The organism is Bradyrhizobium sp. HKCCYLRH2015, assembly GCF_051168215.1.
In the GTDB taxonomy this organism is placed as follows: Bacteria; Pseudomonadota; Alphaproteobacteria; order Rhizobiales; family Xanthobacteraceae; genus Bradyrhizobium.
In genome coordinates, this window is the sequence record NZ_JBNPUO010000002.1 from 342,488 (window position 1) to 366,833 (window position 24,346).

The following is a 24,346-nucleotide window of genomic DNA, read 5'->3' on the forward strand; positions in this document are numbered from 1 at the left end:
GCTGACGAAAAACGAGAAAATCGCTGGTGTCGCCACCTGCCTAGACTAAAGTCGTAATCTGGCGGGTGGCCGCCGGCTTGTCGGTCGCGTGTGACAAACCGTAGCATGGGGCAGGGGAGAGGGACTGCGACCGCCGCCAGATTTCGCGAGAATTTGAGCAGAGTTGGGCGTTGCCGGTTTTGTGATCGCCTTTCCGACCTTTGCCAGGCTTGGGGGCTTGGCGAGCAGACCTGATCCGTCCCGCCGGACGGGGTCCAATGACAAGAACGTGGGGGAGAAGTCACGATGTGGAATCAAATCTACGACCCGTTGGGGAGCCCGGCGCTGTCGACGCTGGCCGCCGCCGTCCCGGTCGTGACGCTGCTGGTGCTGATCGCCAGTGGCAAGGTCAAGGCACACATCGCGGCGATCATCGCCGTGATCCTGACCAACCTGATCACGATCTTCGTGTTCACGATGCCCGCCAATATGTCGCTGCGCGCGACGTTTCTGGGCGTCATCACCGGGTTCTTTCCGATCGGCTGGATCGTCCTGAACGTCATCTTCCTCTACCAGGTCACGGTCTCCACCGGACGGTTCGAGCTTCTGAAGCGCGCCATCGGCGGCGTCACGGAAGACCGGCGCCTGCAACTGCTGCTGGTCGCCTTCTCGTTCGGCGCGTTCTTCGAGGGCGCATCCGGCTTCGGAACCCCGGTGGCGATCACCGGTGCCGTGCTGATCGGCCTCGGCTTCTCGCCGCTCGCGGCCTCCGGCCTGTCGCTGATCGCCAACACCGCACCCGTCGCCTATGGCGCGCTGGGCACCCCGATCCAGGGCCTCGCCTCGGTCACCGGCCTCGACCCCTACATCCTCGGCGCCATGGTCGGCCGGCAGTTGCCGATGTTCTCGCTGATCGTGCCGTTCTGGGTGATCTGGGCGTTCGCGGGCTGGAAGGGCATGAAGGACGTGTGGCCGGCGATCCTGGTCACCGCCGTCTCGTTCGCGGTGCCGCAATTCCTGATCTCGAACTACGTCAATCCGTGGATCGTCGACATCGGCGCCTCGCTGATCTCGATGGGCGCGCTGATCCTGTTCCTGAAGGTCTGGCAGCCGAGGCAGCTGTGGCTGTCGCCGGCGTTGCGCGGGCGTGACGAATCGGCCGCCACGATGACGGCGGCGAAGCCGCTGGACCGCACGCCGCTGACGCAAGCCGAGCTCTGGGGCGCGCTGCTGCCCTGGATCATCGTCTGTGTCGTCATGCTGATCTGGGGCAACGGCGCCTTCAAGGCCTGGGCGAACTCGATCTTCACCTGGAACTATCCGGTGCCCGAGCTCGACAAGCTGATCAACAAGATGCCGCCGGTCGCTGCGAAGCCGACGCCGGAAGGCGCGGTGTTCTCGTTCACCTACCTGACCTTCACCGGCACCGGCATGCTGATCGCCGCGATCATCTCCGGCTTCCTGATGGGTGTCGGACCGGGCAAGCTGATCGCGGAATATGGCCGCACCATCCGTCTCTGCGCGATCTCGCTGATCACGATCTCGGCGATGCTCGCGATCGGCACGCTGACCCGGCTGTCCGGCGTCGATGCCACGCTCGGCCTAGCCTTTGCTGCGACCGGCGTGCTCTATCCGTTCTTCGGCACCTTGCTCGGCTGGTTGGGCGTGGCGCTGACCGGATCGGATACGGCTTCGAACGTGCTGTTCGGAAACCTGCAGAAGATCACCTCCGAGCAGCTCGGCCTGTCCCCTGTCCTGATGGCGGCCGCCAACTCCTCCGGTGGTGTCATGGGCAAGATGATCGATGCGCAGTCGATCGTGGTCGCCTCGACCGCCACCAACTGGTACGGCCATGAGAGCTCGATCCTGCGCTACGTCTTCCTGCATTCGATCGTGCTGGCCTGTCTTGTCGGCCTGTTCGTCACCTTGCAGGCCTATGTCTATCCGTTCACGGCGATGGTGCTGAAGTAGCAACACCGTCTGCGACAAAAGCCCCGCGCCGCAGCTGCGGCGCGGGGCTTGCTATGTTTGGAACACATTTGTGCGGGAGCCGTGCTGGCGGGAGTCACGGCCATCGCCTGGAAGGCGAGCCCTGCGTGTGACTGGTGTGAAGGGGAACGATGCAAGTGTTGAAGCGTGGCTGCGCCGTGGCGACGGTGGCGTTGTCGATGTCGGGGCTGGCGCTCGCCGCCGCCTCGGCGGAGGAGTTTCCTTTCGGCATGGAGATGACGCTCGATGCGCTGCCGCAACCCGGCTCGAAGCGGGTGCCGGATCTCGACATCGGCGATAACGGTGACACCGTGCTGGAGCTGTGGTGCAAGGGCGGCAAGGGCCAGTTCTCAGTTGCCGGCAACACCATCGTGTTCATCGCCAGCAGGATCGAGGACCGCAACTGCCCGGCGGCGCGCGCCCAGGCCGACGACGAACTGATCGCGGCGCTGAGCGCGGCGACCAACTGGAAGCGTCAGGGCGACCTGATCATCTTCATCGGGCCGAAGACGCTGCGCTTCCGGCTCAATACGAACTGAGGCAGGGCGGTCGCCTGTGAAGATGAAAAGCTGCTGAGACCAGCAACCCTGCTGGTCAGTTACTCCGTCATGCCCGAGCTCGTCCCGCCTGCGCGGCCGCAGCCGCTTCGGCGCGGCGAAGGCCCGGGCATCCACGTCCGTCCCAGGATGCCGATCGGCGTGGATGGCCGGGACAAGCCCGGCCATGACGACCTGGAGAGAGACGTGAGCGCACAACGGGTTGCCATATGCGCCGTGCCAATTGAAGAAAGGGGGCGCGCACCGGTCGACTGCGCGCCCGCCGCTCTTTATTTCCAGACCGAGTTGTCCGCGTCCCAGCGCTTGGCCTTGAAGACCTTCGCCAGCTCGTCGATGGCGCCGCCATCGTCACGGGTGTCGCCCTCCTCGTCGCCGGATGACTCGTCCGACAGGATCAGCTTGGCGGCGGAGCTCTCGTCGATCGTCGTCGTGGTCGGGCTGCTGATCCACAGCATCAGCGCGTCCGCGCCGCCCGGCTTGTCCGCCGAGACGAGGCCGGTGACCTCGATGACGTCGGTGAGCTCCAGGGCCGGCATCAGCTGGCTCGGCCGCTTCAACGTCAGCTTCAGCTTGCCGCTGACCGGATTCCACGCCGCGCTCGTCGGCTTGGCGTTGTAGGTCCGGGCCAGGACGTCGGAGATCGCGTTTGCGAGCTTGTCCTTGTTGATCTTGTCGCCGTCGCGCCAGTCGGCGGCCGCGAAACGGATGGTGCGGTCCATTTCGACGGTGCCGGCGGTCCAGCCGGCCGTCACCACGCCGTTCATGGCCCGCGCCTTCGCGATCAACGCGCCGGCGCGGTCGGGGTCGACCGTCATGCTGATGGTCTGCTCGCCCGCGCGCAAGGCATCGCAGCTCACGATCAGGCTCGACAGCGAAACTTCGACGTTCTCGCCCTTCAGGCTCTTGAGGAAGTCGGTCATGGCGTCGAGCTTGAGCCGGACCGAGACCGCCTCGGGCGAGACGTCGGTGAAGTCCTTCGGCTGGGCGCTGATGCCGTCGTCGCTCGACTGGCTCTCCTGGAATTCCTTCTCGCTGACGTCGGAGTTGTCGGTCGACGCCACCTCGGTGACGCTCTTGCCGATCGTGATCTGGCCGCGGAACTCGAACGTGTCGCCGGTCGGCTTGCGATTCAGCTTCACCGTGACCGGCTCCTTGGCGCCGTTGCTCTGGGTCGCGCCGGTCAAGGTCTGGCCGTTGACCGTGAGGCTGACCACGAAGCGGTCCTTGCGATCCGAATTCTTTGCGACGGGATAGCAGACGTCGAGCGTGGCGGCGGTGACGGTCTTGCCCTGGCGCGTCTCCTTAAGGATCACGTCGGCATTGCCGTCCATCAGACCGTCGATCGCGGTGAAATACCGCGTCTCGTTGGCGGGGGCCTTGGTCCCGCTCTTGCTCTGGGCCCAACCGAGTTCCGGCGCGGCCGCTACAATCACGGCCAGCGCAAGCAAAATCGCGCGCATCTGAAAATCCTTGTGGGGGCAGAATCGGCCTTAAGCTGTAGCGCCGATTTGCGGTCGCTGCACCCCCGGTGCGGACACTCGGCCAAAAAGAAGGCCGCCCGGAGGCGGCCTTCCTGAATGTGAGATGTCGAAAGCAGGGCTCAGAAGCCCATGCCGCCCATGCCACCCATGCCGCCGCCGGCCGGCATCGCGGGAGCCGCATCCTTCGGCAGCTCGGCGACCATGGCCTCGGTGGTGACCAGGAGGCCGGCGACCGACGAGGCGTCCTGCAGCGCGGTGCGGACCACCTTGGCCGGGTCGATGATGCCCTTGGCAACCATATCGACATAGTCCTCGGTCTGCGCGTCGAAGCCGAAGGTCTCGGACTTCTCGTCCAGGATCTTGCCGACCACGATCGAGCCTTCGACGCCGGCGTTCTCGGAGATCTGGCGAATCGGAGCCTCGAGCGCCTTCAGCACGATGTTGATGCCGGCCTGGACGTCCGAGTTGGCGTTGGTGATGCGGCCGACCGCCTTCTTGGCGCGCAGCAGCGCCACGCCGCCGCCGGGGACGATGCCTTCCTGCACCGCAGCGCGGGTCGCGTTGAGGGCGTCCTCGACGCGGTCCTTCTTCTCCTTGACCTCGATCTCGGTCGCGCCGCCGACGCGGATCACCGCGACGCCGCCCGCGAGCTTGGCGAGACGCTCCTGCAGCTTCTCACGGTCGTAGTCCGAGGTGGTCTCCTCGATCTGCGCCTTGATCTGGCCGACGCGTGCCTCGATATCGGCCTTCTTGCCGGCACCGTTGACGATCGTGGTGTTCTCCTTGTCGATCACGACCTTCTTGGCGCGGCCGAGCATCTTCACCGTGACGTTCTCGAGCTTCATGCCGAGATCTTCCGAGATCAGCTGACCGCCGGTCAGGATCGCGATGTCCTCGAGCATGGCCTTGCGGCGGTCACCGAAGCCCGGCGCCTTGACGGCCGCGACCTTGAGGCCGCCGCGCAGGCGGTTGACGACCAGCGTGGCCAGCGCCTCGCCCTCGACGTCCTCGGCGATGATCAAGAGCGGACGGCCCGACTGCACCACGGCTTCGAGCACCGGCAGCATGGCCTGCAGGCCGGACAGCTTCTTCTCGTGCAGCAGCACGTAGACGTCGTCGAGCTCGGCGGTCATCTTCTCGGCATTGGTGACGAAGTAGGGCGAGAGATAGCCGCGGTCGAACTTCATGCCTTCGACGATGTCCACCTCGGTGTCGAGCGACTTGTTCTCCTCGACCGTGATGACGCCCTCGTTGCCGACCTTCTGCATCGCCTGGGCGATCATCTTGCCGATCGCGGCGTCGCCATTGGCGGAGATGGTGCCGACCTGGGCGACCTCGGAGGACGCAGCGACCGGCTTGGCGCGCTTCTCGATGTCCTTGATCACGGCGGCCACCGCGATGTCGATGCCGCGCTTGAGGTCCATCGGGTTCATGCCGGCGGCAACGGCCTTGGCGCCCTCGCGCACGATGGCCTGGGCCAGCACGGTCGCGGTGGTGGTGCCGTCACCGGCGGTGTCGTTGGTCTTGGAGGCGACCTCGCGCAGCATCTGCGCGCCCATGTTCTCGAACTTGTCCTCCAGCTCGATCTCCTTGGCGACGGTGACGCCGTCCTTGGTGATGCGCGGAGCGCCGAAGCTCTTCTCGATGACGACATTGCGGCCCTTCGGGCCGAGCGTCACCTTGACGGCGTTGGCGAGAATGTCGACGCCGCGCAGCATGCGGTCGCGTGCGTCGCCGGCGAATTTGACGTCCTTGGCTGCCATTTCAAAATTCTCCTGGAGTAGACCTCGACGGCGAGGGGCGTGATCGCCCGTCTGTCGCCGGAACGAGGTTGCAGAGCATTTTCGCCCGGGGCGGCTGATCGCCGCCCCCGACAGGTCGGGATCAGGCGACGACGCCCATGATGTCGGACTCCTTCATGATCAGGAGCTCCTCGCCGTCCAGCTTGACCTCGGTGCCGGACCACTTGCCGAACAGCACGCGGTCGCCGACCTTGACGTCGATCGGGATCAGCTTGCCGCTCTCGTCGCGGCCGCCGGGGCCGACGGCGACGACTTCGCCCTGCGAGGGCTTTTCCTTGGCGCTGTCGGGAATGATGATGCCGCCCTTGGTCTTCTCTTCGGCGTCGATGCGCTTAACCACGACGCGGTCGTGCAGGGGACGAAACTTCGATTTGGCCATGACGGATCCCTTTTGGGGTGCTTGGATAAGTGTTGCTGTCGGAGGAAATCTGAATGCGACCACATTTGACGCCCACTTGGCGCCAACTGGCTCGCAGCCTTAGCAATCGCGCCCTCCGAGTGCTAAAGACCGCTCGGGGAAATATGGCTTGCGGCTGTTCCTGTCAAGCAACGGCCAGCCGTTAAGCCGTTCTTGAGGCTGTTAGGGGGATGTTGTCCGGGGCCAGACATGTTAGTGGAGCGGCGTCGTCATCCGACGTCATTGCTCTGACGAGCGTTTTGCGCTTGGTTGCCGGACGGGGCAGCCACGATTCTGTTCCTAAGGGGATGCCATGACGAGTTCACGGTGCGCGCGGCCGGTTGCCAATCTCGCGATCGCGTCGGCGCTCACGATGCTTCTGGGGGCGTGCACGGGCTTCAGCCTGTCGCCGTCGCCCCCCATGCAGACCGAGGCGCCGGTCGAGCCCGAGGTTCCGGCGACGATCCGCCCCGAGGATCTCGTGGGCAAATGGGGCCTCGCCGCCTACAACAATCCGAATGACCGCGCGCGCACCGAGAAGATGGCTCTGGCGCAGTGCAAGCAGCCTTACGTCATCGGGGCAGGCACGTCCGGCGGTGTCGTGATGCATCTGGCCGACCAGGCGACTCCCCAGGAACTGCGCCTGAAGGGGTCGGCCAGCGGCAAGAACTACATCGGCCCGGCCGGACCGCCCGGCGGCGAGCAGGACCGCGAGGTCATCTCCTTCGACGGCCGTGTGCTGATCACCCGCTTCGTCGACAAGGATGCGGCGACCCGTTACCAGACGATGGTCTACGTCCGCTGCGGGCCGCGCGCCTGAGATCCGGGCGATCATCCCGCAAAGGTCGAGAGTCGAACGAAAAACGCCGGCGACTGCGCCGGCGTTCTGTACGATGACGTGGCCTGAAGCGGTCGCTGGGACTGGCCGCCGACCTCAGTTGAACATCGCGTCGATGTCGTCCTGCGAGGCGTGGCCGACCTCGCCCGCCGCCTTCGGGCCGTTCAGCAGCCTGGCGTCGCCCTCGCGGGTGTCGACGATCGGCGGCACATGCGCCTTGATGGCGTCGACGCCGCCCCAGATGTCCATCATCACCACGATGTGGTGCTCGATGAACTTCATGGTGGTCATGACCTTGTTGATGCGCTGGCCGGTCAGGTCCTGGAAGTTGCAGGCCTCGAAGATCGACACCACGCGCTCCTGGATCTCTTCGCTCAGGATCTTCTGCTGGTCGGCCGAGTCCACCTTGGACAGCGCACTGGCGGCCTGGTCGATCGCCTCCGCGGCTTCGAGGATCTGCTGCGTCGCCTGCTCGGTGCCGCCGACGACCGCGCCGAGCTCGCCGTTGACCTTGGCCATCTCCTCGCCGTTGAAGCTCTTGGCATGGAGGGTCGCGATCTCGCCCTTGGTGCGGTTGATCGCGTCGTGGATCAGGTCGAGCTCGACCTTGAGCTTTTCGCACTGCTCGATCTGGGCACGATACGTCTCGAGCAGCGCGCGCGCCTCGGCGACCTCGCGTGCGGCGGATTCTTCGATGGCGGCGTTGGCCGTGTTGCTACCTCCGCTGCGGATGGCGTTGGCCATCTGGGAGCGGATCGCGCGCAGCTCGTCCATGATTTCCTTGTGGTTGGGGCCGATCTCGCCGCCCACGAAGTCGGGCTCCGGCATATGGCCGACGATTGCTTCTTCGATACGGAAACGCTTGCGAACAGCCATGATAGTATCCCTGACCTCTTGTTCGGATCAGTTCTACGCAGAGCCTATTTAACATCGCGTTCACGCCAGGAACCGCGGTTGAGCAACGCTGGCGTGCATCGTGCGTCAACTATTAACCATGCCCCGCCGGCCTTCACGCAAAATAAACGCTAGCCACCAAAACCGCCGTCGTATGCAGCGATGGTGAATCCCGGCGCCTCCCGCGTTTACCAAAGCGATCGGGTTTTGCTCTTTATTGACGATACGCGGCGGCGTTGCCGCCTCGCGCGACGAACAGTCTCCAGACGAAACAGTACAGAGTACGTCGATGTTCAAATCATTCTCTACAGCGCTGCTGGCCGGCGCATGCGCATTCTATTCAGGTCTGGATCGGGCGGCGGCCCAGGGGTTTCAGCAGCCGACCGTGATCTACAGCGGGCCGCCGCAGCAATCCGCGCCGGTGCGCACCGCCTATGTCGAACGCTCGCGCATGGGTGGCGGCTTCATCGAATTCCTGTTCGGGGATCCGCAAGGCGGCCGCGGCGCGCCTCCGCCGGGACAGCCGATGTATCAGCAGCAGCCGTCCTATTACGAGCCGCAGCAGCTGGCGCCTGGCATGGTCCCGCAGCAGGGAGTGCCGGATGAGGAGGCCTATGAGCAGACGCTGCGGCCGCTCGATCCGAAATACGAGAAACAGATCGTTGACTATGACGGCAAAGAACGGCCGGGCACGATCGTCATCGATACGCCGAACAAGTTCCTCTATCTGGTCCAGGGCGAGGGCAGGGCGCTGCGCTATGGCATCGGCGTCGGCCGGCCCGGCTTCACCTGGTCGGGCGTGAAGACGATCTCGGCCAAGCGTGAATGGCCGGACTGGACGCCGCCGCCGGAAATGCTCGCGCGCCGGCCCGACCTGCCGCGGCACATGGAGGGCGGACCGCAGAACCCGCTCGGCGCACGCGCGATGTATCTCGGCTCGTCGCTGTATCGGATCCACGGGTCGAACGAGCCATGGACGATCGGCACCAACGTGTCGTCAGGCTGTATCCGGATGCGCAACGAGGACGTCATCGACCTCTATGGCCGCGTGAACGTCGGTGCCCGGGTGATCGTGCTCTGACGACCGCCACCGCACGACATCGGCCATTGAAAAAGGCCGCCCATCCGGGCGGCCTTTGCATTCTCGAATTGGCTGCGACCCGGGAGGATCACGCGTAGTCGCTGCCACCGTCGTCGTCGCCATAGCCGTCATCGGAATCGAAGTCGGCCGCGTCGCTGTCATTGCCGTTGTCGTCGTAGTTCGCCTGGTCGAACAGGCCGGCACGACCACTGTCGCCGCCCGAGCGGCCGATGTCGTCGAGACCGGCGTCACGCGCCAGCGACCCGCCGGACTGGTCGCCGCTCCACGGGCTGGCACCGCCGCCGCGCTCCTCGATGATCGTGGTGTCGCCGAACGCCTGATGCGACCCGCCGCCCATCATCGAGCGGATGCCGCCGAGCAGCAGTGAGCCGCCGACCATGCCGGCCGCGGCCGCCGCGGCCGTGCCGAGGAATGAGCCGCCTCCGCCGCCGAACATGCCGCCGCGCGGCTGGCCGAAGCCGCCCTGATCGTAGGGGCCGGGCTGACCGGGATAGCCGGGCTGGCCCTGGTAGCCCGGGGGCATCGCCTGGCCGCTGTTCCAGACCGGCCGGCTCGGCAACGGCGGCGGCACGTTAGGGACCGACCCGCGGCTGCCCGCGCCGAAGATGCTGTCGCGCATCGAATCGAGGAAGCCGCCGGACTGAGCCTGCTGCGGGGCCTGGGCGTGCTGCAGCTCCTCGATGCGGGCATTGGCGCGTTTCAAGGCTTCGTCCTGCACCAGCACCGTCTGCACCAGCGCGTAGACGGCATTGGGAGCCCGCTGCAGCGCCTGGGCGATGGCGGCGGCGGCCTCCGGATCACGCGGTGCACTCTCCAACTTGGCAAGCCGGTCGAACAGATCGTCGATGAGTTGGCGTTCTTGCGGTGTCATGTCGTTCTCCTGCCGCTTGCCTTGTTCCGGCGAAGCGCGGCCAAGATTTAGGGGGACTTTGTGGCCCGGCCAGCCGGGGCGCGGATTAAATTTCGGTATGCGACACAGCGTCTCTCGGGCTTGCGCGGCGTTTTGGACCTCCACGCTGCCCGCACCGCAGGAGGAACGCTGCCGAGCGGCTTTTTGTTCGTCGCAGGCCCGCAAGATCCGTTCAGGCCAGCGTCATCCGGCGGCGGTCGAGCAGCGCTGGAAAATGCTCGCCGGCGAGATAGGCGTGCTCGTGCTCGCGCTGGACGGTCAAAGGATCGAGCTCGATCAGGACGTCGTCGACGAAGCCGGGATGGCACATCACCAGCCCGTCCTCCGGCAGCTCGTCCAGGAAGCCGTCCATCAGCGTGCCGAAATCCGAGGTCTTGCTGAAGTCATAGGCGCCGGCGAAAGCGGGATTGAAGGCGATCGCGGCCCGCCTGGCATGACGGCGGAATTGCGCGCTCAGGACGTCCAGCAGCAGCGCCTTCGGTGCCGTCAGCCGCTGCATCAGCGGCACGTTCCGGCCGCCCTGACGCACCCAGGCCGCCGGCGCGGCTTCCTTGACGGCGGCGAGGAAGCCCTCGCGCACCTGCGGATAGAGCTGGGCATGCTGATGGCCGTCGACGAAATCCGGGGCGCGGCCGAACAGCTCGCCGAACGCCGCAAGCTGGACCAGCACCTCGGCGCGGATCAGCTCGGGATCGAGCCGGCGGGACATTCCGGCACGCAGCAGCTTGGGAAAGGGCAGGAACATGCCGCCCTCCGACGGGCGGAAGTGCATGGTGAGGGGCCGGAATGGCGCGGTCAGCGTGACGTGCAGGCCGATGGCGCAACGCGGGCGGTCGGACGCGACCCTGGTCAGCTCCGCCACCTCGTCGCGCCCGATCGCGGCGCCCACCGTCATCACCGAGGTGGCGTTCAGCCGGCCGCGCGCGATCAGGTCCCGGATGGCGCTGTTGACCCCGGGGCTGATGCCATAGTCGTCGGCGCACAGCCAGATGCGCCGGTGCGGCGTCGCGCTCATTCGGCGGCGTTCCTCTCGGCGCCGTCGCTCCGTGCATCGAGCGCTGCACGCTTCTCGCTGTGCTCGGCGACGAAGTAGATCGGACGCGCCTTCAGCTCGGACAGGATCTTGCCGATATACTCGCCCATGATGCCGATCATGATCAGTTGCACGCCGCCGATCGTCATCAGGCCGACCATCAGCGAGGGATAGCCCGGCACCGATTTGCCGCTGACGACGGTCTCCCAGAGGATGGAGAGCCCGAACAGGAAGGCCGCAGAGGCCAGCAGGATTCCGAGCAGGCTGGCGAAGCGCAGCGGGGCGACCGAGAACGAGGTCAGCCCTTCAATCGACAGGCCGAGCAGGCTCGTCAGGTTGAAGGTCGTCACGCCGTGGGCGCGCGCCGCGGGCTCATAGTCGACGCGGATCTGGCGGAAGCCGATCCAGCTCGCGAGGCCCTTGAAGAAGCGGTTGCGTTCAGGGAGCTGCCGCAGCGCGGCCACCGCGCGCGGCGACAGCAGGCGGAAGTCGCCGGCATCCTCCGGAATCTTCTGCCGCGCCCCCCAGTTGATGAGCGCGTAGAAGCCGTGAACTGCGACCCGGCGCAGGAACGGCTCGTTGTCGCGATGCGCCTTGGCGGTATAGACGACGTCGTAGCCGTCCTTGATCCAGTGCGTGACGAGTTGCTCGATCAGGGCCGGCGGATGCTGGCCGTCGCCGTCCATGAACATCACCGCGCCGCGCCGGGCATGATCGAGGCCGGCCATCAGCGCGGCCTCCTTGCCGAAATTGCGCGACAGCGACACGACCTGCACATCGAGCGCATCGGCCTGCAGCGTGCGGGCAATCGCGAGCGTGTTGTCGCGGCTGCCATCGTCGACATAGACGAGCTCACAGGCGAGACCGAAGCGCTGACGCAGGGTGCGTGCAAGATTATTCAGCCGCTCGTGCAGCGCCGTCAGTCCCGCGCCCTCGTTATAGACGGGGATAACGATCGACAGTCCCTGCGACGCGGCGTCGGCCGCGGTCGTGGTCAGGTCGGACACGTCAGTTCCCAGCATCGCTCAGAGTCCTCGTTCTCCTACCAACATATGGTAGTCGCGCTCACCTGTCGCTACGATGAACGGCGATTTATGATCGCAGGAAGGCCTCGAGGCGGGCAAACAGCGGATTCTCGCGGTCGAGTACGTAGTCCAGCGAGGCGACCGAGACGGTCTCGGCGCCATGCGCGCGCAGAAAGCTGCCGAGCGCGTAGATCTGCGCCGGCGGGCAGTGCAGGGTGAGCATGCCGGACGAGGTCGGGCCGCCGAACGGCGCCACCACGCCGAAGCGGTTGTGCGCCTCGCTCAGCATTGCTGCGTCGCACCCTTTGAAGCGGGTGCGGACCTCGCGGTATCTGCTGGCGCGGGCGCGGGCATGGATGTGGTCGAGAATGATCCGGGCGCTCTCGCGCGGACCCTCCGACCAGTCGGCGTCGCGCGAGGCGACGAGATTGGCCTGGCTGCGCAGGATCACGCCGTCGTCGAGCACCTTCAGCCCGTTGGCCACCAGCGTCGAGCCGGTGCTGGTGATGTCGACGATCAGCTCGGCGGTGCCGACCGCGGGCGCGCCCTCGGTGGCGCCGGCGCTCTCGACGATGCGGTAATCGACGATGCCGTGGGCCGCGAAGAAGCTGCGCGTCAGGTTGATGTACTTGGTGGCGACGCGCATGCGGCGATTGTGCTGGGCGCGAAAACCGGTGGTGACGTCGTCGAGATCGGCCATGGTGCGGACGTCGATCCAGGCCTGCGGCACCGCGACGACGACGTTGGCGCCGCCGAAGCCGAGCGTGTCGATCAGCAGCACGCGCTTGTCGGCATCGGTGATGCTCTCGCGCACGAGATCCTCGCCGGTGACGCCGAGATGCACGGTGCCGCGCGCCAGTTGCGAGGCGATCTCACTCGCAGAGAGATAGGCGATCTCGACATTGTCGAGACCTGCGATGGTGCCGCGATAGTCGCGCGCGCCGCCGGGCTTGGACAGGCTCAGCCCCGCCCGGCCGAAGAAGGCTTCGGCATTCTCCTGCAGACGTCCCTTGGAGGGAACGGCGAGGACGAGGGGGCCGCTCATGATGCTCTCCCGCGCGCGGCCTTGCCCGCGGCGCTGCTCTGGGCCAGCCGCTCGATCCAGATCGAGAAGCCGACGGCCGGAATCGACGAGGCGGCGCCGAGCTGGCTCAGCAGGCCGTCATAACGGCCGCCGGCGACCAGCGGCTCGTCGCCATTGCCTGGGTGGTGCAGCTCGAACTCGAAGCCGGTGTAGTAGTCGAGGCCGCGGCCGAACGAGGTGGCGAAGCGCACCTTGGCGATGTCGATGCCGCGCTGGGCCATGAAGCCGGCGCGGGCCTCCAGCGCGTCGATCGCGGCCGAAATGTCGAGCCTGGCATCGGCGGCGAGGGCGCGAAGCTGCTGAACGGCTTCGGTCGGGCTGCCGCTGATGGCGAGGAAGCGCTTGATACGGTCCAGCGCGTCGCGCGGCAGCGCGCCGCTCTTGAGGGTGGATTGCTCGAGGAATCGGTCGGCGATCTCCGCCACCGTGCGGCCGCCGAGGGCGGTTGCGCCGGCAATCGACATCAGGTCGGTGACCAGGGCGAGCGCCGCCTTGCGGTCGGAGCCGGCCAGAGCGGCGAGCACCCCCTCATATTCGTTGCGCGGCGCCACCGAGGCGCTCGCCAGCCGCTCGAGGTCCTGCGCCAGGGTGCGCTTGCGGTTGAAGTCCTTGATCAGCCGCCGCCGCCAGACCGGATAGAGATCGAGGGCGTCGATGAGGGCCGTGAACAGCGCGACGTCGCCGGTGCGGATGTCGACCTCGGCGACGCCGGCCGCCGCCGTTGCCTCGATCGCCAAGGCCAGCATCTCGGCATCGGCGGCGGGCCGGTCCTGGCGGCCGAACGATTCGATGCCGGCCTGCAGGAACTCGCTCGGGCGGCTCTCGCGGTAACGGAATACTGGACCGAGATAGCTGAAGCCGGCCGGCTGCCCGGCGCGGGCCGAGGCGAGGTAGTCCCGGGCGACGGGAATGGTCAGGTCGGGGCGCAGGCAGAGCTCTTCGCCGGCGGCGTCGCCGGTCAGGTAGAGGCTCTTGCGGATGTCCTCCCCGGACAGGTCCAGGAACGGCTCGGCCGGCTGCAGGATCGCCGGCTCGGCCCGCTGATAGCCGGCCTGGGCGAAGGATTGCAGCAGCGTGTCCGCCCACGCGGCGGGTCCGGTCGGAGCGGGTCCGGTCATGGCGATTCGAGTTCCAAAGTGGATTGGGCGCCCGCTGGGAGCGGCGGCTGCCCCTTAGCATGGCCGTTTGACGGTTTCGACTGCGAATGGCCCCGGCGCGCCACAATTGGCCGGAAGACCTTAACCGCGGGCTCCGGTCCAGTCCCCGAGGGTGGCCTGGATCACGGCGAGGGCGGCAACGCCGGCCGTATCCGCGCGCAGGATGCGCGGACCCAGCGCCAGCCTGAGCACGCGCGGCTGGCGCAGCAGCAGCGTCCGTTCATCCTCGGCAAAACCGCCCTCCGGTCCGATCAGCAGGTCGATGCCGGCCGCAGCCTTGGTTCCGCGCAGCGCCTGCAGCGGATCGGCCAGCTCGGCCGCCTCATCGCAGAACACCAGCAGCCGCTCAGGCTGCCGCTGCGCGAGGAAGCGCTCCAGCGGCACGGGGTCCCTGACCTTGGCGAGGCTGAGGATGCCGCATTGCTCGGCGGCCTCGATCACGTTGGCGCGCATGCGCTCGCCATTCACGCGCGACACCTGGGTGTGCCGGGTGATGACCGGCTCCAGGCGCGCGGCGCCCATCTCGACCGCCTTCTGCACCATGTAGTCCAGCCTCGCGTGCTTGAGCGGCGCGAAGACATAGGCGACGTCCGGCAGGTGATCCTGCGGCCGGCTCTGTTGCAGGATCGTCAGGGCGTCCGCGCGCTTGCGGCCCTCGATCACGGCCCGCCATTCGCCGTCGCGGCCGTTGAAGACCAGCACGTGATCGCCGGCGCCGAGGCGCAGGACGTTGCCGAGATAATTGCCCTGGTTGCGGTCGAGCGCGACCGAGCCGCCCTCCTGCAGGGGGGCGTCGACGAACAGGCGCGGGGCGGTGAAGTCGTATGCGGGCATGGAGCGAAGCGATGGCTATGACGGACGTTGCTTACCGGACCCCGCGCCGGCCGCAAAGCAGGCGGAGCCGTCACGGGGTGTTGTCTCAGGTACTGGCGATGGCGCCTTTCGGCCGTGCTGTCGACAGATTTTACCGCTTCGATCCCGCGGGTCGTCCCTTGGGACGGACATCCGACGATTCCGTGAGCCTCGATGCGGAGAACGGCCTTGATCTTGAGACATTCGACTTCGGCGCTTGCGATCTGGGCGCTTGCCGCGACCATCGCCGTGATGGTCGCTGCGCCGTCCCGGGCCGACGACAAGGCGGTCGCCGCGCCGCCGCAGCGGGCGGCGCCCGCGGTTCCGGGCGGCGCCGGCGTGGCTGGCTTTCGCCCGCCCGAAACCTGTCTGAAGGAGTTCACCCCGCTGCGGGACGAGACCGCGCGCCGGGCCAAGCTGCTCAAGGCGGCGACCGAGCGGCGCTTTGCGCCCGGCGAGGCCTGTCAGCTGGTGCATGACTACGAGCTCGCCCAGACCAAGATGATCGACTACGCCGTCGCGCATGCCTCGCTCTGCGGGATCCCGGCCAAGATTACCGATCAGTTGAAGGCGAATCACGAAAACACCCTGACCGTGATGCGCAAGGTGTGCACGGCGACGTGATCCTTCGCGGCGGGCAGGTCGCCGCCCGCCGCCGACTGGCTATTCCGTTCATCGGGCGTGCAGGGCGCAGACCGAACCCGATGCCCGGGCCTGACGTCCGTGGACGGGATTGCATGCCGGTCTGGAACCCGGCTGCGTCCCTCCGCCGCGGATGTGATCAAATCCGCGGTTGTGCTGGACGGACGAGAATCGTAAAAGCCCCGGATCGGATCGTGCTTTCATCCGGAAGTGTTGAGGATTCTTGGTCTTACCGGAGAACCAGCCTTGATCGTCCGCCAGTCTTTCATGCCGCTCGCCATTGCCGCCCTGGTGCTCTCCACAGGGCAGGTCGTCGCGCAGAGCTCGTTTCCCGCGCCGATGCCCGGCCAGGCCCAGACCAGCAACTCGCCGTTTCCGCCCATCAACGGCGCGGCGCCAATGCGGGCTGCGGCTCCGTCGAGCCCGTTTCCGAGCCCCGGCGGCTCCGCGTTCGGTGGCGGCGGCGGTGGCTTTGCGCCTCCGCCGATGGGGGCTGCGCCGCAGGGCGGTCCGCCCGAAAGCTGCATGAAGGAGTTTCTGCCGCTGCGCGAGGAAGCCGAGCGTCGCGGCAAGCTGATCAAGGCGGCGAGCGACCGCAAGGCCTCGCCCGACGAGGCCTGCAAGCTGATCGCGAATTTCGGCAAGGCCGAAGTCAAGATGATCAAATATGTCGAGGCGCATTCGGCGAGCTGCGGCATTCCCCAGCAGATCGCCGACCAGCTGAAGGCCGGTCACAAGAACACCGACGCGCTGGAAAAGAAGGTCTGTGCCGTGGCGGCGCAGATGCAGTCGGGGGCTGGAAGGCCCGCGGCTCCGAGCCTCAGCGACGTGCTGGGCTCGTCGGCCGCGCTGCCTGAAGCCAACGCGACGAAGAAGGGCGGTTCCGCCTTCGACACCATGACCGGCAACGTCCTCACCCGATGAGCACCACCGCCGTCCGCGTTGCTGACGCGACCGGCAACTGGGTCGACACGCTGGCGCCGGTGTGGAGCCGGCCTTACCTGCGGCTCGCCCGCTTCGATCGCCCGATCGGATCGTGGCTGCTGCTGATGCCGTGCTGGTGGTCGGCCGCCCTCGCGGCCGGGATCGGCGGGAATCTGTCCATGCTGCCGGCGTGGATCGCGCTCTATTTCGTCGGCGCGTTCGTCATGCGCGGCGCCGGCTGCACCTGGAACGACATCACCGACCGCGATCTCGACGCCAAGGTGGAGCGCACCCGTTCGCGCCCGATTCCCGCCGGCCAGGTCGGCGTGAAGCAGGCGCTCGCCTTCCTGGTGGTCCAGGCCCTGATCGGCTTGGCGGTGCTGCTGCAATTCAACCGCTTCGCGATCGCGACCGGCATCGCTTCGCTGCTGATCGTCGCGATCTATCCGTTCATGAAGCGCGTCACCTGGTGGCCGCAGGTCGTGCTGGGTCTCGCCTTCTCGTGGGGCGCGCTGATGGGTTTTGCGGTCGCGTTCGGCCGCATCGATGCAACCGCGCTGCTGCTCTACGCCGGGTCGATCGCGTGGGTGATCGCCTATGACACGATCTACGCGCATCAGGACGCCGAGGATGACGCGCTGATCGGCATCAAGTCGACCGCGCGCCTGTTTGCCGAGCGCACGCATCTGGCGCTGGTCATCTTCTACGGTCTGGCCGTCATGCTGATTGGCGCCGCGTTCGCGACGGCCCACGTGCATGTCGCGGCGTGGCTCGGGCTCGCGGGCTTTGCCGCCCATCTCGGCTGGCAGATCCGGCGTCTGGATATCGCCGATCCGGCGCTGTGCCTGCGCATCTTCAAATCGAACCGCGATGCCGGACTGCTGCTGTTCGCCGGACTGCTGGTCGACGCCGTGCTGCGTGCAAGCTGATCAGTTGCGCGCGATGATCTCGCGCTCGCCGCGATGGATCGAGGCGGGATTGAGCTGATAGCCGACACGGCGTCGCATCAGGAAGCGCGGGCGGCGCGAGCGGATCGCGTTGCGGCGGCGGCGGCGCGGCGTGGCCTCGCGGCGCGTGTCCTGCAACTGGGGCAGCGCGAACGTCTCGCTCCACATCGCCCACGCAGCAACGATCTCGGTCTGGTCGTCGCTGACGCAGAGCGGGATGGTCAGGGAAGGGTCGCGGTGGACGAGCACCAGCATCACCTGCGTGGCGTCGATGTCGCGCACGCCGATGCCGAGGAAGTCGCTGACGCGGAGGTTCAGGGCCATGCGCATGCCGCTGACGGCACGACGCAGGACCACGCGCTCCCGGTGCAGTTCGATCTGCCGGATCCCGCCATCGGCACGGGTATCGTGCGCGCTGTACGAGACGGGCAGGGAAAGAGGGTCGAGCCGCAGGACGCGGCCCGACCCAGCGGAATTGCTTCCGCCTGTTGCTGTTTGACGCCTCACGGCTTGGTCTCCCCGCCGGGATTATGCTCCCGGTCGATGCGTGCGACCTTGCCACGCAGATCGCCCGTATCGGCTTAACAAGCCTGGTTAATCAGATCTCACGCATGATCCTCTTACCGTCATGATTGACAAGCGCTTGCCCCGCATGATTGACGAGACCTTGCCGATTTGCCGACAATCCGATGTGCCGTCTGCCGTCCTGCTTGAAGTCGGCGTGAACAGGCCACATTTCGTTTGGATTGAGCCGTCTTCGCCCACCTGACATCGATCGGATCGTGTTCGTGACCTCTTCCCCAGCCTCATCGTCGACCTCCGCCCAATCAGATCTGCTCGACCAGTCCGCCCTGCGAACGCTCGCCGAGCGGCTGGTGGAAGCCGCGAGGAAGGCCGGCGCCGATGCCGCCGACGCCATCGCGGTGCGCGGCATCTCGCTAGGCGTCGAGGTCCGTGACGGCCGTGTCGAGGAATCCGAGCGCTCCGAGGGCGACGATGTCGGCCTGCGCGTGCTGGTCGGCAAGCGCCAGGCCGTGGTGTCGACCAACGATGTCAGCGGCGACGGTGTCGCGCGGCTGGCCGAGCGGGCGGTGGCGATGGCGCGGGTGGCGCCCGACGATCAATATGTCGGCCTCGCCGATCCCGCGCTGCTGGCGCGCGACATTCCCGAACTCGATCTGCTCGATCCGCAGATTCCCTCGACCGCAGAGCTGGAGCGCCGTGCCCAGGAGGCGGAGGCCGCCGCGCTCGGCGTGAAGGGCGTGACGAAGTCCGGTGGTGCGTCCGCCTCGACCGGCATCGGCGGCATGGTGCTGGTCACGAGCGACGGTTTTCACGGCGCCTATCTGCGCTCGAGCCAGAGCATCTCGACGACCGCCATTTCCGGTGAGGGCACCGGAATGGAGCGCGACTACGACTACACGGCGGCTCCGCACGGCGCCGACCTGCTGGCGCCCGCGGCCGTCGGGCGCAGCGCCGGCGAACGCGCGGTGGCGCGCGCCAATCCGCGCAAGGTTGCGACGTGCCAGGTGCCGGTGGTGTTCGATCCCCGCGTGTCCGGCTCGCTGGTCGGACATCTGGTCGGCGCCATCAATGGTGCCTCGATCGCGCGCAAGACCAGCTTCCTCAAGGACAAGCTCGGCGCGCAGCTGTTCGCCAAGGGCATCCGCATCATCGATGATCCGCTGCGCAAGCGGGGCTTGCGGTCGCAGCCGTTCGACGCCGAGGGCGTGAAGGTGAAGCAGACCGCGCTGGTCGACGATGGCGTGCTGACGACGTGGCTCCTCGATTCGGGCACCGCGCGCGAGCTCGGCATGGTGACGACCGGGCATGCCCATCGCGGCGTGTCGTCGGCGCCTTCGCCCGGTCCGTTCAATCTGCATCTCGAAGCCGGCGTCGTGACAGCCAAGGAGCTGATCTCGGACATCAAGCAGGGCTTCTACGTCACCGACCTGATCGGCTCGGGCGTCAACGGCGTCACCGGCGACTACAGCCGTGGCGCGTCCGGCTTCTGGATCGAGAATGGCGAGATCGGCTATGCCGTGAGCGAAGTGACGATCGCCGGGCATCTGTTCGAGATCTTCAAGTCGATGACGCCCGCCAGCGATCTGGAATTCCGCTATGGCGTCAATGCGCCGACGGTGCGCATCGAAGGGTTGACGCTTGGCGGACGGTGAGATCGGGAAACCGGACGACACGAGCCTGGCGGCGGACGCCGGGCTCCTCAAAGAGGCGGTGCGCGAAGCCGGCGAGCTCGCACGTTCGATGTTCGGAACGGAGCTGCGCAAATGGACCAAGGGGGCGTCGTCGCCCGTTTCCGAAGCCGACATGGCGGTCAATGCGCTGCTCGAACGCAGGCTGCGATCCGCAACGCCGGATTACGGCTGGCTGTCCGAGGAGAGCGCGGATGATCGGGCGAGACTTGGTCGATCGCGGGTCTGGATCGTCGATCCGATCGACGGCACGCGGTCCTATCTCGGCGGCCGCAACGACTGGTGCGTGAGCGTTGCGCTGGTCGAGCACGGTGCGCCGATACTCGCCGCCGTGCATGTCCCGGTCAGCGAGGAGTTCTTCTTCGCCGCGCGCGGTAGCGGCACCACGTTGAACGAACAGCCGGTTCGGGCTGCACCTGGACGCGAGCTCGATTTCTCGCGCGTGGCCGGCCCGAAACCGCTGGTTGAGCGGCTGGCTCCGGACGCGGCGCGGATTGAGCTGCATCCGCGAATCGGCTCGCTGGCGCTGCGCCTGTGCCGTGTCGCGCATGGCGGGCTCGATGCCGCTTTTGCAGGCGGACAAAGCCGCGATTGGGACCTTGCGGCGGCTCATTTGATCGTGCAGGAAGCGGGTGGTAAAATGACCGCATTGTCCGGCGAGGCGATCCTCTATAATCGTCCGGAAGTGGTGCACGGGGTGCTGGTGGCAGCGGGCCGCGACCGACATGCTGACATCGTCGCTCAGTATCGCAGGTTACCGCCGGACTGACGCCCCTGGATCGCACCCTCCATTTCGCCTGCAAGGCGCTGATTAGGAAACGATACCGATGACAGATAGCGCCTCGCAGCAGCTCCTTCACCTCGTGATCGGCGGCGAGCTCATCAACCTCGACAAGAACGAATTCAAGGATCTCGACAAGGTCGACATCGTCGGTGTCTATCCGAACTACGCGGCGGCCCACGCCGCCTGGCGAGCCAAGGCGCAGATGACGGTCGACAACGCCCATATGCGCTATTTCATCGTTCACCTGCACCGGCTGCTCGATCCCGGTCAGGACGCGAAGTAAGACGCAAAGCTCGTCACTTGAAACATCTGGTTCGCAATACGCTGCGCAGCGGCTGGTTCCAGCGCGCCGTCGGGTTCCTCGCCGCCGAGTACCTGCGTCTGGTGTGGCTGACCAACCGCTTCACCTATGAGCCGCCCGAGGTCTACGATATCGTCGAGCCGCAGATGCCGGCGATCTTCGCGTTCTGGCACGGCCAGCATCTGCTGACCCCCTTCATCAAGAACAAGCCGAGCTATCGCGCCAAGGTGCTGATCTCCCGCCATCGCGACGGCGAGTTCAACGCGATCGCGGCGGAGCGGCTCGGCATCGGAACCATCCGCGGCTCCGGCGATCACGGCTCTTCCTTCCACCGGAAAGGCGGAGTAGGAGCTTTCAAGGAGATGGTGCGGGCGCTCGAAGACAACTATAATGTTGCATCGACCGCCGATGTGCCGAAGCGCGCGCGGATTGCGGGTCTCGGCATCATCATGCTCGCGCGTGAAACAGGACGTCCGATCATGCCGTTCGCAATGGTCACGAGCCGCTTCATCCGCCTGAAGAACTGGGACAGCACCACCATCAATTTGCCATTCGGCCGCGGCGCATTGGTGGGAATCAAGGAAATCAACGTGCCGCGCGATGCCGACGCCGCGATGATGGAAGAGGCGCGTCTCGACCTCGAGGCGACGCTGAACCAATGCATGCGCCGCGCCTATGAGATCGTCGGCCGTCCCGAGGCCTGTCCCCCGCCGGTCGCGTCGGGAGCATCGAGTGCCTAGCCCGCTGCCGATGGCCCTGCGTGTCTACCGCGGGTTGTCCTCGGCGGCATCGCCGCTTGCGCCGGCCCTGATCAGGCAGCGGCTCAAGCATGGCAAGGAGGATCCGGAGCGGACCGACGAGCGTCGCGGCCTGAGCCACGACACCCGCCCGCTGGGTCCGCTGGTCTGGATTCACGGCGCCAGCGTCGGCGAGGTGCTCGCGGCGGCGGCACTGATCGAGCGGCTGCGTGAGCTCAACATCCGCATCCTCATCACGTCCGGCACCGTGACCTCGGCCGCGATCGTGGCCAAGCGTTTCCCACCCGACGTGATCCACCAATACGTGCCCTATGACACGCCGCGCTTCGTCGAGCGGTTTCTCGATCATTGGCGTCCCTCGCTCGGGCTGTTCATCGAGTCCGATCTCTGGCCCAACCTGATCCTGGCCGGTGCCTCGCGGCGGGTGCCGATGGTGGTGATCAACGGCCGCATGTCGCCGCGCTCGTTCCCGCGCTGGCGCCGCATGTCCGGCACCATCTCCGCTTTGCTGGGACGCTTTGATCTCTTCCTGACGCAGTCGCAGGCGGATGCCGACCGGTTCTCCGCGCTCGGCGCGCGCAACGTCATCACCACCGGCAATCTCAAGCTCGACGTGCCGGCGCCGCCCGCCGATCCGGCGAAGCTCGATCGGCTCACGGCGATGACGCGCGGCCGTCCAGTCGTCGTCGCCGCCTCCACGCATCCCGGCGAGGACGAGATCCTGATCGCGGCCCATAAGGCCTTGTCTGCGGCCTATCCGTCGCTGCTCACCGTGATCGTGCCGCGCCATCCGCATCGCGGCCCGGCGGTCGCGGAGCTCGTCGCAAGCGCCGGCCTGCAGGGCGCCTTGCGGTCGCGCGAGGACCAGCCGCTCGCCGGCACCGACATCTACGTCGCCGATACCATGGGTGAGCTCGGCCTGTTCTACCGGCTGGCGCCGGTCGTGTTCATGGGCGGGTCGCTGGTCGAGCATGGCGGCCAGAACCCGATCGAGGCGGTCAAGCTCGGCGCGGCGATCGTGCATGGCCCGCACGTGTTCAATTTCACCGACGTCTACGAGGCGCTGGACAAGGCCGGGGGAGCCCGGCTCGCCCACGATCAGGAGGCGCTGATCCGGCAGCTCCGGCAGCTGCTCGCCGATCCCGCAGCCGGCAACAGCCTGGTTGCGGCAGGCACGCGCGTCGTCGATCAGCTCGGTGGCGCGCTGGAGCGGACGCTGTCGGCGCTCGAGCCGTATCTGTTGCAGGTCAGGCTCGAGATGGGGGCCGCCGGCGATGCGTGAGCCGGCCTTCTGGCATCGGCCGCCCTCCTGGCAATCGCGTCTGCTGTCCCCGCTCTCGACACTCTACGGTGCCATTGCCGCACGCCGCATGGCGCAAGTCGGAGTCGATGCAGGCCTGCCGGTGATCTGCGTCGGCAATTTCCATGTCGGCGGCGCCGGCAAGACGCCGACCGTGCTGGCGCTGACCGACATGCTGCGTGACCTCGGCGAGCGGCCGGTGGTGCTGAGCCGTGGCTATGGCGGCCGGCTGCACGGTCCCGTGGCCGTCGATCCCGCTATCCATCAGGCGGCCGATGTCGGTGACGAGCCGCTGATGATGGCCGCGCGGGTGCCGGTCGTCGTCTCGCGCGACCGCGCCGACGGCATCGGCCTCGTCAAGGCGCAGGGCGCCTCGGTCATCCTGATGGACGATGGCTTCCAGAATCCGTCGATCACCAAGGATCTCGCGCTGATCGTGATCGACGGCGCGCGCGGCCTCGGCAATGCCGAGGTGTTTCCCGCCGGACCGTTGCGCGCGCCGCTGCCGCCGCAACTGGCGCGCACCGACGCGTTGGTCGTGATCGGCGGCGGCCGAGCCAGCGATCTGGTCGCTGCGCGTGTCTCGGCGGCCGGCAAGCCGGTGTTCTCGGCCGCGTTGCAGCCCGATGCAAAGGTCGTCGCGGCGTTGCAGGGCAGGCCGCTGCTGGCGTTTGCCGGGATCGGCGATCCCGCCCGCTTCTTCCGCACCCTTCGCGGCGCGGGTCTCGACGTCAGGCGCGAGCGGGCCCTTCCGGATCACCACCCATTCACGACAGGCGACGTCGCAGCCCTCGCCAACGAAGCGAGGCGTGATGGATTTGCCCTGGTGACCACGGAAAAAGATCTCGTGCGGTTCCGCGGCCATGAGGCCGCGCCCGATGTCATGGCATTCCCGGTCACTTTGCAGTTCGACGATCTCGCCGCGTTGCGCGCGCTGGTTGTGCAACGACTGGCAGCGAAGCGTAAAGGTCAGCCGTTGGCCTTCAATGCGCCCGGATAATGCCGCTGCAGCACGGCGGTCGGCACGGCGTAGGCTTCCTGCAGATCGACACTCCAATACTTCAGCTCGTCCAGCGGAATCCGCACATCGGTGACCGCGCAGCGCACATAGCTTCCCGGTGAGATCACCCGGAAATCGCCATCCAGATACTGCACCTGCGCCTCGCCCTGGCCCGAGGGACCAAACTTGTTGAGCACGTCCGCGATCTCCAATTCCTTGCCGTGAAGTCCCTCCGCGAGCGCCGCACGCACACGACAGGCCGATTTTCGATGATGTCCTAGCATAGATGGGGGACGCTGTCCCCCCGCGCAAACCCACTGATTTGTGATGCTTCTGCACGAAACTCCGTGCTAGCTAGGTTTCAATATCCGCCGCTT

Annotated in this window: 25 protein-coding genes; 13 read left to right on the forward strand and 12 right to left on the reverse strand. The window is 66.8% G+C overall.

Annotated features, from left to right (window positions below; genetic code table 11):
• Positions 1-285: 285 nt before the first annotated feature.
• The gene (locus tag ACQR1H_RS05645) at positions 286-1,950 is read left to right on the forward strand and encodes an L-lactate permease (RefSeq protein ID WP_315801899.1); all 1,665 of its coding nucleotides are present in this window, start codon (positions 286-288) and stop codon (positions 1,948-1,950) included.
• A 149-nt stretch (positions 1,951-2,099) separates the two neighbouring features.
• Positions 2,100-2,507: an META domain-containing protein gene (locus ACQR1H_RS05650; protein WP_316179487.1), complete on the forward strand. Its 408-nt coding sequence runs from the start codon at positions 2,100-2,102 to the stop codon at positions 2,505-2,507.
• A 287-nt stretch (positions 2,508-2,794) separates the two neighbouring features.
• On the opposite strand, the gene ACQR1H_RS05655 is transcribed toward ACQR1H_RS05650, so the two are convergent.
• The 3 genes from ACQR1H_RS05655 to groES form a co-directional block, all read right to left on the reverse strand.
• Positions 2,795-3,985 (reverse strand): hypothetical protein, encoded by a 1,191-nt coding sequence (locus ACQR1H_RS05655; RefSeq protein WP_434839430.1) that lies wholly within the window; start codon positions 3,983-3,985, stop codon positions 2,795-2,797.
• Between the two features lie 140 nt (positions 3,986-4,125).
• Positions 4,126-5,769 (reverse strand): chaperonin GroEL, encoded by a 1,644-nt coding sequence (gene groL / locus ACQR1H_RS05660; RefSeq protein ID WP_315801902.1) that lies wholly within the window; start codon positions 5,767-5,769, stop codon positions 4,126-4,128.
• Between the two features lie 121 nt (positions 5,770-5,890).
• Positions 5,891-6,187, reverse strand: a complete 297-nt coding sequence (groES, locus tag ACQR1H_RS05665; RefSeq protein ID WP_008961387.1) for a co-chaperone GroES — start codon at positions 6,185-6,187, stop codon at positions 5,891-5,893.
• Between the two features lie 331 nt (positions 6,188-6,518).
• Between groES and ACQR1H_RS05670 the strand changes: the two genes are divergently transcribed.
• Positions 6,519-7,025, forward strand: a complete 507-nt coding sequence (locus ACQR1H_RS05670; RefSeq protein WP_315801903.1) for a hypothetical protein — start codon at positions 6,519-6,521, stop codon at positions 7,023-7,025.
• Positions 7,026-7,139: 114 nt separating this feature from the next.
• On the opposite strand, the gene ACQR1H_RS05675 is transcribed toward ACQR1H_RS05670, so the two are convergent.
• A complete protein-coding gene (locus ACQR1H_RS05675; protein WP_315801904.1) occupies positions 7,140-7,919 on the reverse strand; it encodes a protein phosphatase CheZ in 780 nt (259 codons plus the stop codon).
• Positions 7,920-8,226: 307 nt separating this feature from the next.
• Between ACQR1H_RS05675 and ACQR1H_RS05680 the strand changes: the two genes are divergently transcribed.
• Positions 8,227-9,018: a L,D-transpeptidase family protein gene (locus ACQR1H_RS05680; protein ID WP_434873273.1), complete on the forward strand. Its 792-nt coding sequence runs from the start codon at positions 8,227-8,229 to the stop codon at positions 9,016-9,018.
• A gap of 88 nt (positions 9,019-9,106) precedes the next feature.
• On the opposite strand, the gene ACQR1H_RS05685 is transcribed toward ACQR1H_RS05680, so the two are convergent.
• The 6 genes from ACQR1H_RS05685 to ACQR1H_RS05710 all read right to left on the reverse strand — a co-directional run bounded on the left by ACQR1H_RS05685 (position 9,107) and on the right by ACQR1H_RS05710 (position 15,082).
• Positions 9,107-9,910, reverse strand: coding sequence for a DUF2076 domain-containing protein (locus ACQR1H_RS05685; RefSeq protein ID WP_316179480.1), 804 nt, complete (start codon positions 9,908-9,910; stop codon positions 9,107-9,109).
• Between the two features lie 211 nt (positions 9,911-10,121).
• Positions 10,122-10,964, reverse strand: a complete 843-nt coding sequence (locus ACQR1H_RS05690; protein ID WP_434873272.1) for a ChbG/HpnK family deacetylase — start codon at positions 10,962-10,964, stop codon at positions 10,122-10,124.
• On the reverse strand, positions 10,961-12,004 hold the full coding sequence (locus ACQR1H_RS05695; protein WP_315801908.1) for a glycosyltransferase family 2 protein: 1,044 nt from the start codon (positions 12,002-12,004) through the stop codon (positions 10,961-10,963). Before ACQR1H_RS05695 ends, ACQR1H_RS05690 begins: the two co-directional genes overlap by 4 nt.
• Before the next feature lie 70 nt (positions 12,005-12,074).
• Positions 12,075-13,052 carry an ATP phosphoribosyltransferase gene (gene hisG, locus ACQR1H_RS05700; protein WP_434907264.1) on the reverse strand — a complete coding sequence of 326 codons (978 nt, stop codon included), beginning with the start codon at positions 13,050-13,052 and terminating at the stop codon, positions 12,075-12,077.
• Positions 13,049-14,209 (reverse strand): ATP phosphoribosyltransferase regulatory subunit, encoded by a 1,161-nt coding sequence (locus ACQR1H_RS05705; protein ID WP_434907265.1) that lies wholly within the window; start codon positions 14,207-14,209, stop codon positions 13,049-13,051. Before ACQR1H_RS05705 ends, hisG begins: the two co-directional genes overlap by 4 nt.
• A 120-nt stretch (positions 14,210-14,329) precedes the next feature.
• A complete protein-coding gene (locus ACQR1H_RS05710; protein WP_434885754.1) occupies positions 14,330-15,082 on the reverse strand; it encodes a 16S rRNA (uracil(1498)-N(3))-methyltransferase in 753 nt (250 codons plus the stop codon).
• Between the two features lie 207 nt (positions 15,083-15,289).
• Between ACQR1H_RS05710 and ACQR1H_RS05715 the strand changes: the two genes are divergently transcribed.
• From ACQR1H_RS05715 to ubiA, 3 genes are all read left to right on the forward strand, one after another.
• Complete coding sequence (locus ACQR1H_RS05715; protein ID WP_315801912.1) at positions 15,290-15,724, forward strand: hypothetical protein; 435 nt, start codon at positions 15,290-15,292, stop codon at positions 15,722-15,724.
• A 267-nt stretch (positions 15,725-15,991) separates the two neighbouring features.
• Entirely contained in the window at positions 15,992-16,666 is a 675-nt protein-coding gene (locus ACQR1H_RS05720; protein WP_409997909.1) for a hypothetical protein, read from the forward strand.
• On the forward strand, positions 16,663-17,595 hold the full coding sequence (gene ubiA / locus ACQR1H_RS05725; RefSeq protein ID WP_315801913.1) for a 4-hydroxybenzoate octaprenyltransferase: 933 nt from the start codon (positions 16,663-16,665) through the stop codon (positions 17,593-17,595). Before ACQR1H_RS05720 ends, ubiA begins: the two co-directional genes overlap by 4 nt.
• On the opposite strand, the gene ACQR1H_RS05730 is transcribed toward ubiA, so the two are convergent.
• Positions 17,596-18,120: a DUF6101 family protein gene (locus tag ACQR1H_RS05730; protein WP_315801914.1), complete on the reverse strand. Its 525-nt coding sequence runs from the start codon at positions 18,118-18,120 to the stop codon at positions 17,596-17,598.
• Between the two features lie 281 nt (positions 18,121-18,401).
• Between ACQR1H_RS05730 and ACQR1H_RS05735 the strand changes: the two genes are divergently transcribed.
• Genes ACQR1H_RS05735 through lpxK form a run of 6 tightly spaced genes read left to right on the forward strand, consistent with a single transcriptional unit; the run spans position 18,402 to position 23,969 of the window.
• Positions 18,402-19,790 (forward strand): TldD/PmbA family protein, encoded by a 1,389-nt coding sequence (locus tag ACQR1H_RS05735; protein WP_434907266.1) that lies wholly within the window; start codon positions 18,402-18,404, stop codon positions 19,788-19,790.
• A 58-nt stretch (positions 19,791-19,848) separates the two neighbouring features.
• Positions 19,849-20,595 carry a 3'(2'),5'-bisphosphate nucleotidase CysQ gene (locus tag ACQR1H_RS05740; protein ID WP_315802166.1) on the forward strand — a complete coding sequence of 249 codons (747 nt, stop codon included), beginning with the start codon at positions 19,849-19,851 and terminating at the stop codon, positions 20,593-20,595.
• Between the two features lie 58 nt (positions 20,596-20,653).
• Positions 20,654-20,893, forward strand: coding sequence for a DUF4170 domain-containing protein (locus ACQR1H_RS05745; RefSeq protein WP_009031572.1), 240 nt, complete (start codon positions 20,654-20,656; stop codon positions 20,891-20,893).
• Positions 20,894-20,910: 17 nt separating this feature from the next.
• Positions 20,911-21,651 (forward strand): lysophospholipid acyltransferase family protein, encoded by a 741-nt coding sequence (locus ACQR1H_RS05750; RefSeq protein ID WP_315801916.1) that lies wholly within the window; start codon positions 20,911-20,913, stop codon positions 21,649-21,651.
• Positions 21,644-22,951 (forward strand): 3-deoxy-D-manno-octulosonic acid transferase, encoded by a 1,308-nt coding sequence (locus ACQR1H_RS05755; RefSeq protein ID WP_315801917.1) that lies wholly within the window; start codon positions 21,644-21,646, stop codon positions 22,949-22,951. The genes ACQR1H_RS05750 and ACQR1H_RS05755 overlap by 8 nt, the downstream gene beginning before the upstream one ends.
• A complete protein-coding gene (gene lpxK / locus ACQR1H_RS05760) occupies positions 22,944-23,969 on the forward strand; it encodes a tetraacyldisaccharide 4'-kinase (protein WP_434907267.1) in 1,026 nt (341 codons plus the stop codon). The genes ACQR1H_RS05755 and lpxK overlap by 8 nt, the downstream gene beginning before the upstream one ends.
• Here the strand turns inward: lpxK and ACQR1H_RS05765 are convergent.
• A complete protein-coding gene (locus ACQR1H_RS05765) occupies positions 23,939-24,166 on the reverse strand; it encodes a DUF2093 domain-containing protein (RefSeq protein ID WP_315801919.1) in 228 nt (75 codons plus the stop codon). The genes lpxK and ACQR1H_RS05765 overlap by 31 nt on opposite strands.
• Positions 24,167-24,346 lie beyond the last annotated feature (180 nt).

What these genes read in the sequence shown, in the direction of transcription:
- ACQR1H_RS05645 (WP_315801899.1), top strand. Translation starts at nt 286, where the DNA reads ATGTGGAATCAAATCTACGACCCGTTGGGGAGCCCGGCGCTGTCGACG.
- ACQR1H_RS05650 (WP_316179487.1), top strand. Translation starts at nt 2,100, where the DNA reads ATGCAAGTGTTGAAGCGTGGCTGCGCCGTGGCGACGGTGGCGTTGTCG.
- ACQR1H_RS05655 (WP_434839430.1), bottom strand. Translation starts at nt 3,985, where the DNA reads ATGCGCGCGATTTTGCTTGCGCTGGCCGTGATTGTAGCGGCCGCGCCG.
- groL (WP_315801902.1), bottom strand. Translation starts at nt 5,769, where the DNA reads ATGGCAGCCAAGGACGTCAAATTCGCCGGCGACGCACGCGACCGCATG.
- groES (WP_008961387.1), bottom strand. Translation starts at nt 6,187, where the DNA reads ATGGCCAAATCGAAGTTTCGTCCCCTGCACGACCGCGTCGTGGTTAAG.
- ACQR1H_RS05670 (WP_315801903.1), top strand. Translation starts at nt 6,519, where the DNA reads ATGACGAGTTCACGGTGCGCGCGGCCGGTTGCCAATCTCGCGATCGCG.
- ACQR1H_RS05675 (WP_315801904.1), bottom strand. Translation starts at nt 7,919, where the DNA reads ATGGCTGTTCGCAAGCGTTTCCGTATCGAAGAAGCAATCGTCGGCCAT.
- ACQR1H_RS05680 (WP_434873273.1), top strand. Translation starts at nt 8,227, where the DNA reads ATGTTCAAATCATTCTCTACAGCGCTGCTGGCCGGCGCATGCGCATTC.
- ACQR1H_RS05685 (WP_316179480.1), bottom strand. Translation starts at nt 9,910, where the DNA reads ATGACACCGCAAGAACGCCAACTCATCGACGATCTGTTCGACCGGCTT.
- ACQR1H_RS05690 (WP_434873272.1), bottom strand. Translation starts at nt 10,964, where the DNA reads ATGAGCGCGACGCCGCACCGGCGCATCTGGCTGTGCGCCGACGACTAT.
- ACQR1H_RS05695 (WP_315801908.1), bottom strand. Translation starts at nt 12,004, where the DNA reads ATGCTGGGAACTGACGTGTCCGACCTGACCACGACCGCGGCCGACGCC.
- hisG (WP_434907264.1), bottom strand. Translation starts at nt 13,052, where the DNA reads ATGAGCGGCCCCCTCGTCCTCGCCGTTCCCTCCAAGGGACGTCTGCAG.
- ACQR1H_RS05705 (WP_434907265.1), bottom strand. Translation starts at nt 14,209, where the DNA reads ATGACCGGACCCGCTCCGACCGGACCCGCCGCGTGGGCGGACACGCTG.
- ACQR1H_RS05710 (WP_434885754.1), bottom strand. Translation starts at nt 15,082, where the DNA reads ATGCCCGCATACGACTTCACCGCCCCGCGCCTGTTCGTCGACGCCCCC.
- ubiA (WP_315801913.1), top strand. Translation starts at nt 16,663, where the DNA reads ATGAGCACCACCGCCGTCCGCGTTGCTGACGCGACCGGCAACTGGGTC.
- ACQR1H_RS05745 (WP_009031572.1), top strand. Translation starts at nt 20,654, where the DNA reads ATGACAGATAGCGCCTCGCAGCAGCTCCTTCACCTCGTGATCGGCGGC.
- lpxK (WP_434907267.1), top strand. Translation starts at nt 22,944, where the DNA reads ATGCGTGAGCCGGCCTTCTGGCATCGGCCGCCCTCCTGGCAATCGCGT.